This is a genomic window from Mycobacterium sp. NGS51 (genome assembly GCF_059812525.1).
Genome location: NZ_JCALCV010000004.1, coordinates 289,048 through 304,166 on the forward strand (window position 1 = coordinate 289,048; position 15,119 = coordinate 304,166).

The following is a 15,119-nucleotide window of genomic DNA, read 5'->3' on the forward strand; positions in this document are numbered from 1 at the left end:
CTGGACTCATCATGGTGCAACGACTGGTGTTCGAGGCATCGCGGCGCGCTGGGTTGACCAGCCGCGCGCCACTGCACTGGGCCGACCTCGACGAGGCGGGCCGCTCCGCCGCCGTCGCGGAGCTGGGTCTGCCGGCTTTTCGCGCCAAGCAGCTGGCGCACCAGTATTTCGGCCGGCTGATCGCCGACCCGCGGCAGATGAGCGACCTGCCGGCTGCGGCCCGCGACCCGGTCGCCGAGGCGCTGTTTCCCACGCTGCTGACCCCGGCCCGCGACATCGCCTGTGACGACGGCCAGACACGCAAGACGCTGTGGCGCGCCATCGACGGCACCACGTTTGAATCGGTGCTGATGCGCTACCCGCAGCGCAACACCGTGTGCATCTCGTCACAGGCCGGCTGCGGCATGGCATGTCCGTTCTGTGCGACCGGGCAGGGCGGGCTGACCAGGAACCTGTCGACCGCAGAGATCCTCGAGCAGGTGCGGGCCGCGGCCGTCGCACTGCGCGACGACTGGGGTGACCGGTTGTCCAACGTCGTGTTCATGGGCATGGGCGAACCGCTGGCCAACTACGCGCGGGTGGTGGCCGCGGTGCGTGGCATCACCTCCGGCTTCGGGATCTCGGCCCGCTCGGTGACGGTGTCGACGGTCGGTCTGGCCCCCGCCATCCGCAAGCTGGCCGACGAGCGGCTCGGGGTGACGCTGGCGCTGTCGCTGCACGCCCCCGACGACGAGCTGCGCGACACGCTGGTGCCGGTCAACAACCGGTGGAAGGTCGGCGAGGCGCTGGATGCCGCCCGCTACTACGCCGACGTGACGGGTCGACGGGTCTCGATCGAATACGCGCTGATCCGCGACGTTAACGATCAGCCTTGGCGGGCCGACCTATTGGGAAAGCTGCTGCACCGCGCGCTTGGACCGCTGGCACATGTGAATGTCATCCCGCTGAACCCGACGCCGGGTAGCGAGTGGGACGCCAGCCCCAAGCCGGCCCAACGCGAGTTCGTCCGGCGAATCCGTGCCAGGGGCGTCTCCTGCACCGTCCGCGACACCCGCGGCAGGGAGATCGCGGCCGCCTGCGGTCAGTTGGCGGCCGACCGCTAAGCGTCGGCGCTACCGGAGCCAGCCGCGCCGGCGACCCCACCAGTCGCGCACGATGACGAACAGCACCAGAGCCGCGAAGCTGATCAGAAACCAGTCTTCGATATGGCCGACGTGATTGCCCCGCAGCATCAGTAGCAGGAAGCCGACGATGCACAATCCGACGATGTGCCAGGTGCGGTTGTTGATCTTGCTCCAGCCCCAGGCTGCCGACGGCACATCGGCGGTGTACACCCCGGCGTCGCGCTGCTCCACCTCAGTACTGACCACGACGCCACCTCCGGTTGGGATTGCCAGTGCCCAGACATTCTGGCACACCCGAGTTGCCCGTTCTCGGCTATGCGGGTGGCATCAGCACGGTGTCAATCATGTACACCGTCGCGTTGGCGGTGCCGATACCACCGCAGGTGACGGCGGCGTCGTTGACCTTGAGGTCGTCGCTGGTACCGGTGACAGTCAGCGTCGCATTGTTGTCCAGCGTCTGATGTACGCCGTCGGCCTGCGCCGGTGTCAGCTGACCATTGACCAAGTGATAGGTCAGGATGCCGTTCAAAAACGCTGCGTCGGTCTTGAGCCGGTCCATGGTGGCAGCGTCGAGTTTCTCGAAGGCCTTGTCGGTCGGCGCGAACAAGGTGTACTCGCCCTTGTTCAGGGTGTCCACCAGGTTCACCTGTGGGTTGAGTTTGCCGGAGAAAGCTTGCGTCAGCGTGGTGAGCTGCGGGTTGTTCGAGGCGGCCACGGCGACGGTGTCTTTGGCCATCCCGGAAACCGAGCCGGGCCCGGTGGGCACCTGCTGCTCGTACTCTGCGCAGCCGGGACCGACCGGATTGCCTGCCGGGGCCGGACTTCCGGTCGTCGTGGGCGCCGATGTGGTGATGAGCACCGTCGTGGTCACGGTCGCCGGTGCGGACTGGTCCGGCTGGTGGACTTCGGTTGTGGTGCAGCCCGACAACCCCACCACTGCGATCGCCGCGAAGCCGGCCGCGGCAAGTGCTTTGTGCTGCATAGCGTCCATGGCTGCCATCTCCCGTTTGTGTGGCCATTAGATGTCGTCGCCCTTCCCGCTTTGAGCTCGGATTAAACGGTGTTCGCGTCTGCACGTGGAAACTCGGGCACCGCGCGGCACAATAAGTGGGTGACGAGCCGCCGCAAGATTCTGGTGCTGGGCAGTACCGGGTCCATCGGTACCCAGGCGCTGGACGTCATCGCGGCCAATCCGGATCGCTTCGAATTGGTCGGGCTGGCCGCCGGGGGCGCCAATCCGGATCTGCTTGGCCGGCAGCGCGCCGAGACCGGGGTCACCAACATCGCCGTCGCCGACGAGCGCGCGGCGCACGCCCTCGGTGAGGTCAGCTATTTCGGACCCGATGCGGCCACTCGGTTGGTCGAGGACACCGAGGCCGACGTCGTGCTCAACGCACTGGTAGGCGCGCTGGGATTACGGCCCACGCTGGCGGCGCTGGCCTGCGGTGCCCGCCTGGCCCTGGCCAACAAGGAGTCGCTGATCGCCGGCGGTCCGCTGGTGCTGCAGGCAGCGCAGCCGGGTCAGATTGTGCCCGTCGACTCCGAGCACTCCGCGCTGGCCCAGTGCCTGCGCGGCGGCACCCCAGATGAGGTCGCCAACCTGGTGCTCACCGCCTCCGGCGGGCCGTTCCGGGGCTGGTCGGCCGCCGACCTCGAGCACGTCACCCCCGAACAGGCCGGCGCCCATCCCACCTGGTCGATGGGGCCGATGAACACGCTGAATTCGGCGTCGCTGGTGAACAAGGGCCTGGAGCTGATCGAAACCCACCTGTTGTTCGGGGTGCCTTACGACCGCATCGAGGTGGTCGTGCACCCGCAGTCGATCGTGCATTCGATGGTCACCTTCAGCGATGGCTCGACGATCGCGCAGGCCAGCCCGCCGGATATGAAGCTGCCGATCGCGTTGGCGTTGAACTGGCCGGAGCGGGTGCCCGGCGCGGCCGCGGCCTGCGACTTCTCCACCGCGTCGAGCTGGGACTTCGAGCCGCTGGACAACCAGGTATTTCCCGCCGTTGAGCTCGCCCGGCAGGCCGGCCAAGCCGGTGGCTGCATGACGGCGGTCTACAACGCCGCCAATGAAGAAGCGGCGGGCGGCTTCCTGGCCGGCCGGATCGGTTTCCCGGCGATCGTGCGCACAATCGCCGACGTGTTGCACGCCGCAGGCCAATGGGCCGCATTACCCGCTACCGTGGATGACGTACTCGACGCGCAGCGCTGGGCCCGTGAGGAGGCCCGACGCGGGATTGAGCGAACCGCACAGGAGGTCATAGGCACCCGATGATGTTCGTTGTCGGCATCGTGCTGTTCGCGCTCGCCATCCTGATCTCGGTGGCGCTGCATGAGTGCGGGCATATGTGGGTCGCGCGCGGCACCGGCATGAAGGTGCGCCGCTATTTCGTCGGCTTCGGTACAACGCTGTGGTCGACGCGGCGCGGCGAGACCGAATACGGGATCAAGGCCGTCCCCGCAGGCGGATTCTGCGACATCGCCGGCATGACCTCGGTCGAAGAACTGCTGCCCGACGAGCACGACCGCGCCATGTACAAGCAGAAGACCTGGAAACGCACCGCGGTGTTGTTGGCCGGCCCAGGGATGAACTTCCTGATCGGCCTGGTGTTGATCTATGGGATCGCCGTCGCCTGGGGACTGCCGAACCTGCATCCCGACGATCGCGCGACTGTCGGTGAAACCGCCTGCGTCGCACCGGAACTCACTAAAGGCGAGCTGAGCAAGTGCAACGGTCCCGGGCCGGCGGCGATGGCCGGAATCAAGTCCGGCGACGTGATCACCACGGTGGGCGCCACCGACGTCCACAGCTTCGGCGAGCTGGTCGATGCGGTGCAGAAACTCACCGGTCCCACGCCATTCGTCATCGAGCGCGACGGCGCCAAGTTCACCGTCATGGTCGACGTCACCCGAACGCAGCGGTTCGCCAAGCCCGGCGACCAGCAGCCGAGCCCAGTGGGCGCCATCGGCATCAGCGCAGCCCAGTTCGGGCCGACGCACTACAACGCGCTGACGGCCATCCCCGGCACCGTCACCTTCACCGGCGATTTGGCTGTCGAGTTGGGTAAGTCGCTGGCGAAGATCCCGACCAAAGTCGGCGCGTTGGTGCACTCGATCGGCGGCGGTGAGCGGGACCCCGAGACGCCGATCAGTGTGGTCGGGGCGTCGATCATCGGCGGCGACACCGTCGACCATGGGTTGTGGGTGGCGTTCTGGTTCTTCCTGGCGCAGTTCAACTTCGTGCTCGGTGCCATCAACCTCGTGCCGCTGTTGCCGTTCGACGGTGGGCACGTCGCGATAGCGGTGTATGAAAAGCTGCGCAACCTGGTGCGGTCGGCCCGCGGGAAGGTCGCCGCCGCACCGGTCAATTATCTCAAGCTCATGCCCGCCACCTATGTCATCTTGGTGGTGGTGGTCGGCTACATGCTGCTGACCGTGACCGCCGACCTGGTCAACCCGATCAGGTTGTTCCAGTAGGAGATTCACCGATGGCCACCGGCCAAAACATTGGACTGGGCATGCCGGCACCGCCGGCGCCCACGTTGGCGCCGCGGCGCAAGACCCGTCAGCTCAAGGTGGGCGACGTCGGCATCGGCAGCGATCATCCGATCGCCGTGCAGTCGATGACCACGACGAAAACCCACGACGTCAACGCCACGTTGCAGCAGATCGCCGAGCTGACCACCAGCGGCTGCGACATCGTGCGGGTGGCCTGCCCGCGCCAGGAGGATGCCGACGCGCTTGCCGAAATCGCCCAGCACAGCCAGATCCCGGTAATCGCCGACATCCACTTCCAGCCCAAGTACATCTTCGCCGCGATCGACGCCGGTTGCGCGGCGGTGCGGGTCAATCCGGGCAACATCAAGGAATTCGACGGCCGGGTCGCCGAGGTCGCCAAGGCCGCCGGTAAGGCCGGAATACCCATCCGCATCGGCGTCAACGCGGGCTCGCTGGACAAGCGGTTCATGGACAAGTACGGCAAAGCCACCCCGGAGGCGCTGGTGGAATCGGCGTTGTGGGAGGCGTCGCTGTTCGAAGAACACGGCTTCGGCGACATCAAGATCAGCGTCAAGCACAACGACCCGGTCGTGATGGTGCGGGCCTACGAACAGCTGGCCGCCCAGTGCGACTACCCGTTGCACCTCGGGGTCACCGAGGCCGGCCCGGCGTTCCAGGGCACCATCAAATCCGCCGTCGCATTCGGCGCGCTGCTCTCACAGGGCATCGGTGACACCATTCGGGTGTCGCTGTCGGCGCCACCGGTTGAAGAGGTCAAGGTCGGCAACCAGATCCTGGAGTCGCTGAACCTGCGCCCGCGCTCGCTGGAGATCGTGTCGTGCCCGTCGTGCGGCCGCGCGCAGGTCGACGTCTACACCTTGGCCAACGAGGTCAGCGCCGGTCTCGACGGGCTCGACGTGCCGCTGCGAGTGGCCGTCATGGGTTGTGTCGTCAACGGCCCGGGGGAGGCCCGCGAGGCCGACCTCGGCGTGGCATCGGGCAACGGCAAGGGCCAGATCTTCGTTCGCGGCGAAGTGATCAAGACCGTGCCCGAAGCGCAGATCGTCGAGACGCTGATCGAAGAGGCCATGCGACTGGCCGCCGAAGGCGGCACGCCGTCGGGTCCGGACGCAACTGCGAGCGGTTCCCCGGTTGTGACCGTAAGCTGAGGGGGCCCGTTCGGGCTACCTGATCGCAGAAAGAGTCAGTATGTCGGCTCCGCCCATCCATCGCTTGGTCGACGAGCGGCGGGTGTCGGTGGTGCGGGATGCCGCCGCGGTGCGCCGCGTCCTCGACCACGACCCCGTCGGGTCGTGCATGGTCGCCGCACGGGTTGCCGACCACGGCATCGACCCGACCGCGATCGGCGGCGAACTGTGGACCCGACGGGGCGCCGACGAGTCGCTGTGTTACGCCGGACCCAATCTGATCCCGCTGCGGGGCGGGCCGACCGACTTGGCGGCGTTTGCCGACGAGGCCATGGGCGCCTCGCGACGGTGTTCGTCGCTGGTGGGCCGGGCTGAATTGGTGATGCCGATGTGGCAGCGGCTCGAGTCGGTTTGGGGCCCGGCCCGCGACGTACGTGCCCATCAGCCGTTGATGGCGTTGAACTCGATGCCAGCCTGCGCGATCGACCCCGGTGTGCGCCAGGTGAAGCTCCCCGAGCTCGACGCTTACCTGGCGGCGGCCATCGATATGTTCATCGGCGAGGTGGGCGTCGACCCGCGGTTGGGCGACGGCGGTCGTGGCTATCGCCGCCGGGTGGCCAGTCTGATCAGCCAGGGCCGGGCGTGGGCCCGCTTCGAGCACGGCGAGGTCGTCTTCAAGGCTGAAGTCGGGTCGCAGTCACCGCATGTCGGCCAGATCCAAGGGGTGTGGGTGCATCCCGATCGCCGCGGCCGGGGCTTGGGCACGGCCGGCACCGCGACGCTGGCCGCGGTGATCGTCGGCACCGGGCGAATCGCCAGCCTGTACGTCAACAACTTCAACACGGTGGCCCGCGCTGCCTACACCCGCGTCGGCTTCACCGAAGTCGGCGCCTTCGCGACCATCCTGCTGGACTGACTCGTCGCTTTCGCGACCGTCACGCCGCTGCGGGGATCGGTCGGTTTTTTCACCGTGGCGTTCCGCTCATCGTCCCGTTCTCGGTGAGCCTCCGACCGTCCAGGGACTCGATTTCATAACATTTGCCTCAATGGCAACAAAAACCACATTTGCATCGCAAGCCGTGTGTCTGCTGTTGGTCGCGGTCGCCGCCTTGCCCGCCTGCACGCCGCGCCCCGACGGGCCGGGTCCGGCCGCCGAGCGATTCTTCGCTGCCTTGTCGACCGGCGACACCGCCGCCGCCGCCGAGCTCAGCGATGACCCGAGCAATGCCCGCGAGGCGCTCAATGCGGCGTGGGCCGGTTTGCAGGCCACCCACCTGGACACCCAGCTCTTGGGCGCGCGCTACACCGAAGACACCGGCACGGTGGCTTACCGCTTCACGTGGCAGCTACCGAAGAACCGGGCCTGGACCTACGACGGGCAACTGAAGATGGCCCGTGACGAGGGCCGCTGGCTGGTCCGGTGGACCACCACCGGGCTGCACCCGCGGCTCGGCGAGCATCAGACGTTCGCGCTGCGGGCCGATCCGCCACGACGTGCCGGCGTCAACGAACTTGGCGGTACCGATGTGCTGGTGCCCGGCTACCTCTACCACTACACGCTGGACGCCGGCCGGGCCGGCGGCCAGCTCATCCAGACCGCCCGCGCGGTGATCGACGCCCTGCACCCCTTCGACGACGCGCTGAACGACCCGCAGTTACTCGCCGAACAGGCCAGCTCGTCGGCCAAGCCGCTGGATCTGATCACGCTGCGCGCCGACGACAACAACGCCGTCGCTCCGGCAATCGGAAACCTGCCCGGGGTGGTGATCACGCCACAGGCCGAGCTGCTGCCGACCGACGAGCACTTCGCACCCGCGTTGATCAGCCAGGTGAAGCAGGCCGTGACGGACCAACTCGACGGCCAGCCCGGCTGGCGGGTGGTCAGCGTCAACCAGAACGGAGTCGACGTCGCGGTGCTGCACGAGGTCGAACCCGCACCGGCGCCGTCGATCTCGATCAGCCTGGACCGCTCGGTGCAGAACGCAGCTCAGCATGCCGTCGACAACCAGAGCCGCCAGGCGATGATCGTGGCGATCAAACCCTCGACCGGCGAGATTCTGGCGGTTGCCCAGAACGCCGCCGCTGACGCCGACGGCCCGATCGCCACCAGCGGCCTGTATCCACCCGGGTCGACGTTCAAGATGGTCACCGCCGGTGCGGCGATCGAGCGCGATATGGCCAGCCCCAACACGCTGCTGGGCTGTCCGGGCACGATCGACATCGGGCACCGCACCGTGCCCAACTACGGCGGGTTCGACCTGGGTGTGGTGCCGATGTCACGGGCTTTCGCCAGTTCCTGCAACACCACGTTCGCGGAATTGGCCAGCCGGATGCCGCCTCGAGCGTTGACGCAAGCGGCGGCCAAGTACGGCGTCGGCCTCGATTACCAGGTGGACGGCATCACCACGGTGACCGGTTCAGTGCCCCCGACGGTGGATCTGGCCGAGCGCACGGAAGACGGCTTCGGCCAGGGCAAGGTGCTGGCCAGCCCGTTCGGCATGGCGCTGGTCGCGGCCACGGTGGCCGCCGGGAAGACGCCGGTGCCGCGGCTGATCGAGGGCCGGGAGACGACGGTGGCCGGCGATGGCACGCCGGTGAGCCCCAAGATGCTCGACGGCCTGCGGCCGATGATGCGGTTGGTGGTGACCAACGGCACCGCGACGGACATCTCCGAGTGCGGTGCGGTGTTCGGGAAGACGGGGGAGGCCGAATTCCCGGGCGGATCGCACTCGTGGTTCGCCGGGTACCGCGGTGATATGGCATTCGCGGCGCTGATCGTCGGGGGCGGCAGCTCGGAATACGCGGTGCGGATGACCAAGTTCATGCTGGGCCAGCTGCCCGGCGACTATCTGGCTTGACGGTCGACTAGCGGAGCGGTCCGCGGCACCCGCGGCGGCGGTACATTGAAACGGCTATGACCCAGCCTGACCAATTGACCGAGCTGCGGGTTTCGGATGCCGACCGCAACGGCACACTGCGCCGGCTGCACAACGCGGTCGCGCTGGGGCTGATCGATATCGGCGAGTTCGAGGAACGCTCGTCGCAGGTGTCCTACGCCCGGACTCGCACCGAGCTGGACAGCCTGGTCAGCGACCTGCCCGGCCCCGGGGCGATCGTCACCTCGGCAGCCGACCGGGTCGAACTGCGCGGCTGGCTCGGCTCTCTCAAGCGGCACGGCGGGTGGATGGTGCCGACCCGGCTGGCGCTGGTGCGCCGGGTGGGGTCATGCGAGTTGGACCTGGTGAACGCGCGTTTCGCCGGCCCGGTCGTCGTCATCGAACTCGATATGAAGTTCGGATCGGTCGAAATCCGCCTGCCCGAGGGCGCCAGCGCCTCGATCGACGACGTCGAGGTTTACGCCGGTAGTGCCAGCGACCGCCGCAAGGCCGCGCCCGCCGAAGGAACACCCCATGTGGTGTTGACCGGACGAGTGGTCTGCGGCTCGGTGGTGATCAAGGGACCGCGCCGGTTGTTGCTGCGGCGGCGTTAGCGCCGGAAAAGCGTCGCGCCGGCGCGCGCCAGCCGACCCCATCCGCGCGGCCGGCGGATCAGCGTGAGCGCCAGCGGAACCGCGTTGAAATAGGAGACTCGTTCGGCGATCAGTCCGTCGATGAATGCGAAGCGATCGACGGCGTCCCACGCGATCGGCTTACCGCCGTAGGTTCCGCTCAACGTGAACTCGATGAACACCTCCGCGTTGCCGTGGCCGACGGTGCGCACGTCGGCGTGCAAGTCGGGAATCAGTGCGAACAACCGCTGGAATGCTGACAGGCAGGCCCGTTTGCCGTGCAGGGTGCCCATCATCGGCTGGACCAGCACGATGTCGTCGCTCCACAGCGCCTCGTGCCTGGCCAGGTCCGGTGTGCGCCAGGTGTCGGCGAACCGCTCGGCGAACTGTGCGGTGAACTCTGCGTCAACGGTGTCGATCTCCATGGTCGTGCAATGTAGCCCGACCATCCGACTACCCTGGCGACATGCCTGTTCGCACCGCACTTTCCCCCGGCGTGCAGTCTCCGACACTGCCGGTGCCGGCGTCGGTTCCCCGCCCGGAATACGTCGGTAAAGCCACCGCGCGCGAGGGCAGCGAGCCGTGGTTACAAACTCCCGAGGTCATCGAGAAGATGCGCACTGCGGGCCGGATCGCGGCCGGCGCGCTGGCCGAGGCAGGCAAGGCGGTGGCACCCGGGATCACCACCGATGCGCTGGACCGGGTCGCGCACGACTACATGGTCGACCACGGCGCCTACCCGTCGACCCTGGGCTACAAGGGTTTCCCCAAGTCGTGCTGCACGTCGCTGAACGAGGTGATCTGCCACGGCATCCCCGACTCGACGGTGATCGAGGACGGCGACATCGTCAACATCGACGTCACCGCCTACATCGACGGCGTACACGGCGACACCAACGCGACGTTTCTGGCCGGCGACGTCTCCGAAGAACACCGGCTGCTGGTCGAGCGCACCCACGAGGCGACGATGCGCGCGATCAAAGCCGTCAAACCGGGCCGGGCATTGTCGGTGGTCGGGCGCGTCATCGAGTCGTATGCAAACCGGTTCGGCTACAACGTGGTTCGCGACTTCACCGGTCACGGCATCGGCACCACGTTCCACAACGGCCTGGTGGTGCTGCACTACGACCAGCCCGCGGTCACCACGATCCTCGAGCCGGGGATGACGTTCACCATCGAGCCGATGATCAACCTCGGGGCCCTCGACTACGAAATCTGGGACGACGGCTGGACGGTGGTCACCAAGGACCGCAAGTGGACCGCGCAGTTCGAGCACACCCTGCTGGTCACCGACAGCGGCGCCGAAATCCTGACGCTGCCGTGAGCGCGCGACCAGACGCAGAATCGCACGATCGCGGCACGAAAAATGCGATTCTGCGTCTGGTCGCGCAACCAACGTGAGCGGGGCGCTGCTGGTCGCGGGCACCAGCTCCGACGCCGGGAAATCGATGGTGGTGGCCGGGCTGTGCCGGCTGTTGGCCCGCAAGGGCATCCGGGTGGCGCCGTTCAAGGCGCAGAACATGTCCAACAACTCCGCCGTCACCGTCGAAAACGGCGAGATCGGTCGGGCGCAGGCCGTGCAGGCCCGCGCCGCCGGATTGCCGCCAAGCGTCCGGTTCAACCCCATCCTGCTCAAACCCGGCAGCGACCGCAGTTCACAGCTGGTGGTCCGTGGCCAGGTCGCCGGCTCGGTCAGCGGCACCGGGTACTGGACCCAGCGCAACGAGCTCGCGGCTGTGGTGGCCGACGAATTGGCAAGCCTGCGCGCCGAATTCGACGCCGTGATCTGCGAGGGCGCCGGATCGCCTGCAGAAATCAACCTGCGCGAAAACGATCTGGTCAACCTGGGACTGGCCCGGGCCGCGCATCTGCCGGTGATCCTGGTCGGCGACATCGATCGCGGCGGGTTGCTGGCCCATTTGTTCGGCACGGTGGCAGTACTCGACGCGCCAGACCAAGCGCTGATCGCCGGGTTCATCGTCAACAAATTCCGCGGCGACCACACGCTGTTGGCACCCGGTCTGCGGCAACTGGCCGACCTCACCGGCCGTCCGACCTACGGCGTCCTGCCCTACGCCGAGGAACTATGGATGGATTCGGAGGATTCCGTCTCGGTGATGGATCACCGCGTGATGGGCACACCACAACCGCCGCGCGGGCAGGGCCGGCTTCGCGTCGGCGCGCTGCGGCTGCCGCGAATCTCCAACTCCACCGACGTCGAGGCGCTGGCCTGCGAGCCCGGGGCGGTGGTGCGCTGGGTCAGTGAACCTGCCGACCTGACCGACGTCGACGTGATCGTGGTGCCGGGTAGCAAGGCCACGGTCGACGATCTGCGCTGGTTGCGCGCGCGTGGCCTGGACCAGGCGATCACAGCGCAGGCAGAATCCGGTCGGCCGGTACTGGGTATCTGCGGCGGTTTCCAGATGTTGTGCCGCTCGATCGACGACCGGGTGGAGACCCGGGCCGGGCGTGTCGACGGGCTGAGTCTGCTCGACGCCGACATCGTGTTCGATGCCAAGAAGGTGTTGCGCCGGTGGCAGGGTCCGCTGAACGGCTACGAGATCCACCACGGCCGGGTCGCTCGCTGCGCCGAAGCGGCCTGGTTCGACGCGGACGGATCACCGCAGGGCTATCGACGCGACCATGTGTACGGCACCCACTGGCATGGCCTGTTCGACAACGACGAGTTTCGGCGAAAGTGGTTGACTGCGGCCGCGGCCGCGGCGGGCCAGAATGGTTTCGTTGTGGCTGACGATGTGGATGTGGCGGCGCGCCGTGACGGTCAGCTGGACCTGATGGCCGATTTGTTGGCGGCGCACGTCGACATCGACGCAATCATCGGTCTACTCGACAACGGCCCGCCGCCGCGCCCGACTGTCGTTGCGGGTCTGCACGATTAGCGAACCGTTGTCAAAACTGCGCTAGCGCAAGTGTTCTGAGACACCGCGACCGCCGGGGCAGCTATTAGACATCAGTTCACCTGATATCCATCTGAGAGACAGTGCAGAAACGCCACGCGCCGAGGGCAATGGCTGTAGCTTGCGAAAGTGCCCTCGACGATGATGACCACCATCGACGGATTCCCGATCGAGGTCAATATCGCGGGCCCGGAACGGGGCTCGGTCGTCGTGGTGCTCGGCGCGGCCCAGCGGCCACTGGCTGCCTACGACCCGCTCTGTGAACGCCTGCACACCGCGTCGCTGCGGACGCTTGTCATCGGCCCGGACCAACGGCTGACCGCCAAGTCCGTAGTCGGCATTCTCGACGTGCTCGATATCGACTGGGGGGTGCTGGTAGGCGATCGCATCGGCGGCGAACTGGCCTGGGAGCTCGCGGCGACCAGGTTGGACCGCTTCACCGGTCTGATTGTCGTCGATCGCGGGCATCCGCGGGCGCCCGACGTCGCCGGGGTCATCCGCGACCAAGACTGCCCACCGGTGGAAATCAACACCACCGCGCTGGTCAGCTCGCCTGCAGCGCAGGCGGTGGCCCGCGCCAGCCAGCGGTTCGTCTACGGGGATTACCGCGTGGTGGAGTTGCTGGGGCGCCGCAACGTGCAAGATTCCACAGCGCAGCTGGCCGCCGAAATCGTCCTGCGTACCAGCACCTGGTGACCGGCCGCGGCCGCGGCGTCGGCCTACGGTGGTGACGTGCAAACCTCGCGGCCCCCGATGATCGGGATGACCACCTATCTGGATCAGGCCCAGACCGGCATTTGGGATGTGATGGCCAGTTTTTTGCCGGCCGTCTATTTTGAGGGCGTCGCGCGAGCCGGCGGCGTGGCGACGCTGCTGCCGCCCCAGCCGGTGGACGCCGACATCGCCGAGCGGGTACTCGACGGCCTCGACGCCCTGGTGATCACCGGCGGCAAGGACGTCGATCCCGCCGCCTACGGCCAGCAACCGCATCCGGCCACCGACGAGCCCGGCCGGCAACGCGACGCCTGGGAATTCACCCTGCTGCGTGGAGCGCTGCGGCGCGCGCTGCCGGTGCTGGGCATCTGCCGGGGCGCGCAGGTGCTCAACGTCGCGCTCGGCGGAACGCTGCATCAGCACCTGCCCGACGTCATCGGGCACAGCGGCCACCGGGCCGGCAACGCGGTGTTCACCACGCTGAAGGTGTGCACCGTGGCCGGCACCCGGTTGGCGGGATTGCTGGGGGAGTCGGCCGACGTGCGCTGCTATCACCACCAGGCCATCGGCGACATCGGCGACGGACTGATCGTCAGCGCCTGGGACGTCGACGGCGTGATCGAGGCCCTGGAGTTGCCCGGTGATGCTTTTGTGCTCGCCGTGCAATGGCATCCCGAGGAAAGCCTCGATGACCTGCGGCTGTTCACGGCGATCGTCGATGCGGCCCGCGCGTATGCGAGCGTGAACAGATGAGCCGCGCCGGCGACGATGCAGAGCGCAGCGATGAGAAGGAGCGGCGCAGATGAGCACGGATCTGAACCGGCGGCTGGCCGGCAAAATCGCCGTGGTCACCGGCGCCGCCGGCGGCATCGGTCTGGCCACCGCGCAGCGGCTGCACGCCGAAGGGGCCACGATCGTCGTCGGCGACATCGATCGGCGGGCCGGCGCACAGGCCGCCGACGACTTGGCCGGTTTGTTTGTGCCGGTGGACGTTTCCGACGAAGCCGCCGTCAACGCACTGTTCGACACTGCGGCGGCAACCTACGGCTCGGTCGACATCGCGGTCAACAACGCCGGCATCTCACCGCCCGAGGACGAGCTGATCGAGAACACCGAGCTGCCGGCCTGGCAGCGGGTGCAAGACGTCAACCTGACATCGGTCTACCTGTGTTGCCGGGCCGCGTTGCGCCACATGGTGCCCGCAGGAAGCGGCTCGATTGTCAATGTCGCCTCGTTCGTCGCAGTGATGGGCTCGGCGACGTCGCAGATCTCCTACACCGCCTCCAAGGGCGGAGTGGTGGCGATGTCACGTGAGCTCGGGGTGCAGTTCGCCCGGCAGGGTATCCGGGTCAACGCGCTGTGCCCGGGCCCGGTGAACACTCCGCTGCTGCAGGAGCTTTTCGCCAAGGACCCCGAGCGCGCCGCCCGCCGGTTGGTGCACGTGCCGATGGGCCGCTTCGCTGAAGCACCCGAAATCGCCGCCGCCGCTGCATTCCTGGCCAGCGACGACGCCTCATTCATCACGGCCTCGGCGTTTCTGGTCGACGGCGGCATCAGCGCCGCCTACGTCACCCCGGTGTAGTCGGCTCGGTCAGCCGTTCGCGGTGTCGAACGAAAAACACCACCGCCGCAGCCGCGCAGAGCACACCGACGACACTGCCTATTGCACAAGCCGGCCCGTGCAGGGCATCGGCAACCTGCTGCCAGTCGCGGCCGAGCGCATAGCCGGCCCCGGCAAGCGCCGCGGTCCAGGGGATGCAGCCGGCAACGGTATAGATGCCGAACCGCAGCGGCGGCATGGCCGAGATCCCCGCCGGCAGTGAAATGAATGTGCGCACCGCGGGCAGCAGCCGCCCAATGAAAACCGCGGCGCCGCCGTAACGTGCGAACCAGCGCTCGGCGCGTTGCAGATCGTGACCGCGCAGCCACACGCGGCTGCCCCAGCGATGCCAAACGGCTTGGCCGCCATAGCGTCCGAGCGACCACGCCAGATAGCTGCCGGCCGCGTTGCCCGCGACGCCGGCCGCCACGATGAGGACGAGGCTGGGGCCGGCGCCGGGTAACGCCTGGGCGGCCAACGCCCCGCCGAAGAGCATGACCAGCTCCGACGGAATGGGGATGCAAGCCGATTCGGCTGTCATGAGCACAAACACGGCGACATAGCTGTAGCTGGCGATGAAATCTTGCATTGAGATCGTCTCCT

At 67.6% G+C, this 15,119-nt stretch carries 16 protein-coding genes; 12 read left to right on the top strand and 4 right to left on the bottom strand.

Annotation, left to right across the window (positions count from 1 at the left end):
• Nucleotides 1-11 precede the first annotated feature (11 nt).
• On the top strand, nt 12-1,103 hold the full coding sequence (gene rlmN / locus AC5Y5W_RS07580) for a dual-specificity RNA methyltransferase RlmN (RefSeq protein WP_500009208.1): 1,092 nt from the start codon (nt 12-14) through the stop codon (nt 1,101-1,103).
• Nucleotides 1,104-1,112: 9 nt separating this feature from the next.
• On the opposite strand, the gene AC5Y5W_RS07585 is transcribed toward rlmN, so the two are convergent.
• Nucleotides 1,113-1,370 (bottom strand): DUF2631 domain-containing protein, encoded by a 258-nt coding sequence (locus AC5Y5W_RS07585; protein WP_500009209.1) that lies wholly within the window; start codon nt 1,368-1,370, stop codon nt 1,113-1,115.
• 67 nt (nt 1,371-1,437) lie between these two features.
• Nucleotides 1,438-2,115, bottom strand: a complete 678-nt coding sequence (locus AC5Y5W_RS07590) for a fasciclin domain-containing protein (protein ID WP_500009351.1) — start codon at nt 2,113-2,115, stop codon at nt 1,438-1,440.
• 120 nt (nt 2,116-2,235) lie between these two features.
• Here AC5Y5W_RS07590 and dxr point away from each other — a divergent pair, with 120 nt between their 5' ends.
• The 6 genes from dxr (at nt 2,236) to AC5Y5W_RS07620 (ending at nt 9,266) form a co-directional block, all read left to right on the top strand.
• The gene (gene dxr, locus AC5Y5W_RS07595; RefSeq protein WP_500009210.1) at nt 2,236-3,405 is read left to right on the top strand and encodes a 1-deoxy-D-xylulose-5-phosphate reductoisomerase; all 1,170 of its coding nucleotides are present in this window, start codon (nt 2,236-2,238) and stop codon (nt 3,403-3,405) included.
• Complete coding sequence (locus AC5Y5W_RS07600; RefSeq protein ID WP_500009211.1) at nt 3,402-4,607, top strand: M50 family metallopeptidase; 1,206 nt, start codon at nt 3,402-3,404, stop codon at nt 4,605-4,607. The genes dxr and AC5Y5W_RS07600 overlap by 4 nt, the downstream gene beginning before the upstream one ends.
• 11 nt (nt 4,608-4,618) lie before the next feature.
• A complete protein-coding gene (gene ispG / locus AC5Y5W_RS07605; protein ID WP_500009212.1) occupies nt 4,619-5,797 on the top strand; it encodes a flavodoxin-dependent (E)-4-hydroxy-3-methylbut-2-enyl-diphosphate synthase in 1,179 nt (392 codons plus the stop codon).
• Between the two features lie 40 nt (nt 5,798-5,837).
• On the top strand, nt 5,838-6,692 hold the full coding sequence (locus AC5Y5W_RS07610) for a GNAT family N-acetyltransferase (RefSeq protein WP_500009213.1): 855 nt from the start codon (nt 5,838-5,840) through the stop codon (nt 6,690-6,692).
• A gap of 130 nt (nt 6,693-6,822) precedes the next feature.
• Nucleotides 6,823-8,634: a penicillin-binding transpeptidase domain-containing protein gene (locus AC5Y5W_RS07615; protein ID WP_500009215.1), complete on the top strand. Its 1,812-nt coding sequence runs from the start codon at nt 6,823-6,825 to the stop codon at nt 8,632-8,634.
• A 56-nt stretch (nt 8,635-8,690) separates the two neighbouring features.
• On the top strand, nt 8,691-9,266 hold the full coding sequence (locus AC5Y5W_RS07620) for a DUF1707 SHOCT-like domain-containing protein (protein WP_500009216.1): 576 nt from the start codon (nt 8,691-8,693) through the stop codon (nt 9,264-9,266).
• Here AC5Y5W_RS07620 and AC5Y5W_RS07625 read toward each other — a convergent pair.
• On the bottom strand, nt 9,263-9,709 hold the full coding sequence (locus AC5Y5W_RS07625) for a nuclear transport factor 2 family protein (protein WP_500009217.1): 447 nt from the start codon (nt 9,707-9,709) through the stop codon (nt 9,263-9,265). The two genes, AC5Y5W_RS07620 and AC5Y5W_RS07625, sit on opposite strands and share 4 nt — an antisense overlap.
• Nucleotides 9,710-9,750: 41 nt before the next feature.
• Between AC5Y5W_RS07625 and map the strand changes: the two genes are divergently transcribed.
• From map to AC5Y5W_RS07650, 5 genes are all read left to right on the top strand, one after another.
• Nucleotides 9,751-10,608: a type I methionyl aminopeptidase gene (gene map, locus AC5Y5W_RS07630; RefSeq protein ID WP_500009218.1), complete on the top strand. Its 858-nt coding sequence runs from the start codon at nt 9,751-9,753 to the stop codon at nt 10,606-10,608.
• Between the two features lie 73 nt (nt 10,609-10,681).
• The gene (locus AC5Y5W_RS07635; RefSeq protein ID WP_500009220.1) at nt 10,682-12,184 is read left to right on the top strand and encodes a cobyric acid synthase; all 1,503 of its coding nucleotides are present in this window, start codon (nt 10,682-10,684) and stop codon (nt 12,182-12,184) included.
• Between the two features lie 162 nt (nt 12,185-12,346).
• Nucleotides 12,347-12,898 (top strand): alpha/beta fold hydrolase, encoded by a 552-nt coding sequence (locus AC5Y5W_RS07640; RefSeq protein ID WP_500009352.1) that lies wholly within the window; start codon nt 12,347-12,349, stop codon nt 12,896-12,898.
• A gap of 57 nt (nt 12,899-12,955) precedes the next feature.
• Nucleotides 12,956-13,669, top strand: coding sequence for a gamma-glutamyl-gamma-aminobutyrate hydrolase family protein (locus AC5Y5W_RS07645; protein WP_500009353.1), 714 nt, complete (start codon nt 12,956-12,958; stop codon nt 13,667-13,669).
• A gap of 49 nt (nt 13,670-13,718) precedes the next feature.
• Nucleotides 13,719-14,498: a 3-oxoacyl-ACP reductase gene (locus AC5Y5W_RS07650; RefSeq protein ID WP_500009221.1), complete on the top strand. Its 780-nt coding sequence runs from the start codon at nt 13,719-13,721 to the stop codon at nt 14,496-14,498.
• On the opposite strand, the gene AC5Y5W_RS07655 is transcribed toward AC5Y5W_RS07650, so the two are convergent.
• Nucleotides 14,485-15,105, bottom strand: coding sequence for a DedA family protein (locus tag AC5Y5W_RS07655; RefSeq protein WP_500009223.1), 621 nt, complete (start codon nt 15,103-15,105; stop codon nt 14,485-14,487). The two genes, AC5Y5W_RS07650 and AC5Y5W_RS07655, sit on opposite strands and share 14 nt — an antisense overlap.
• Nucleotides 15,106-15,119: the final 14 nt, after the last annotated feature.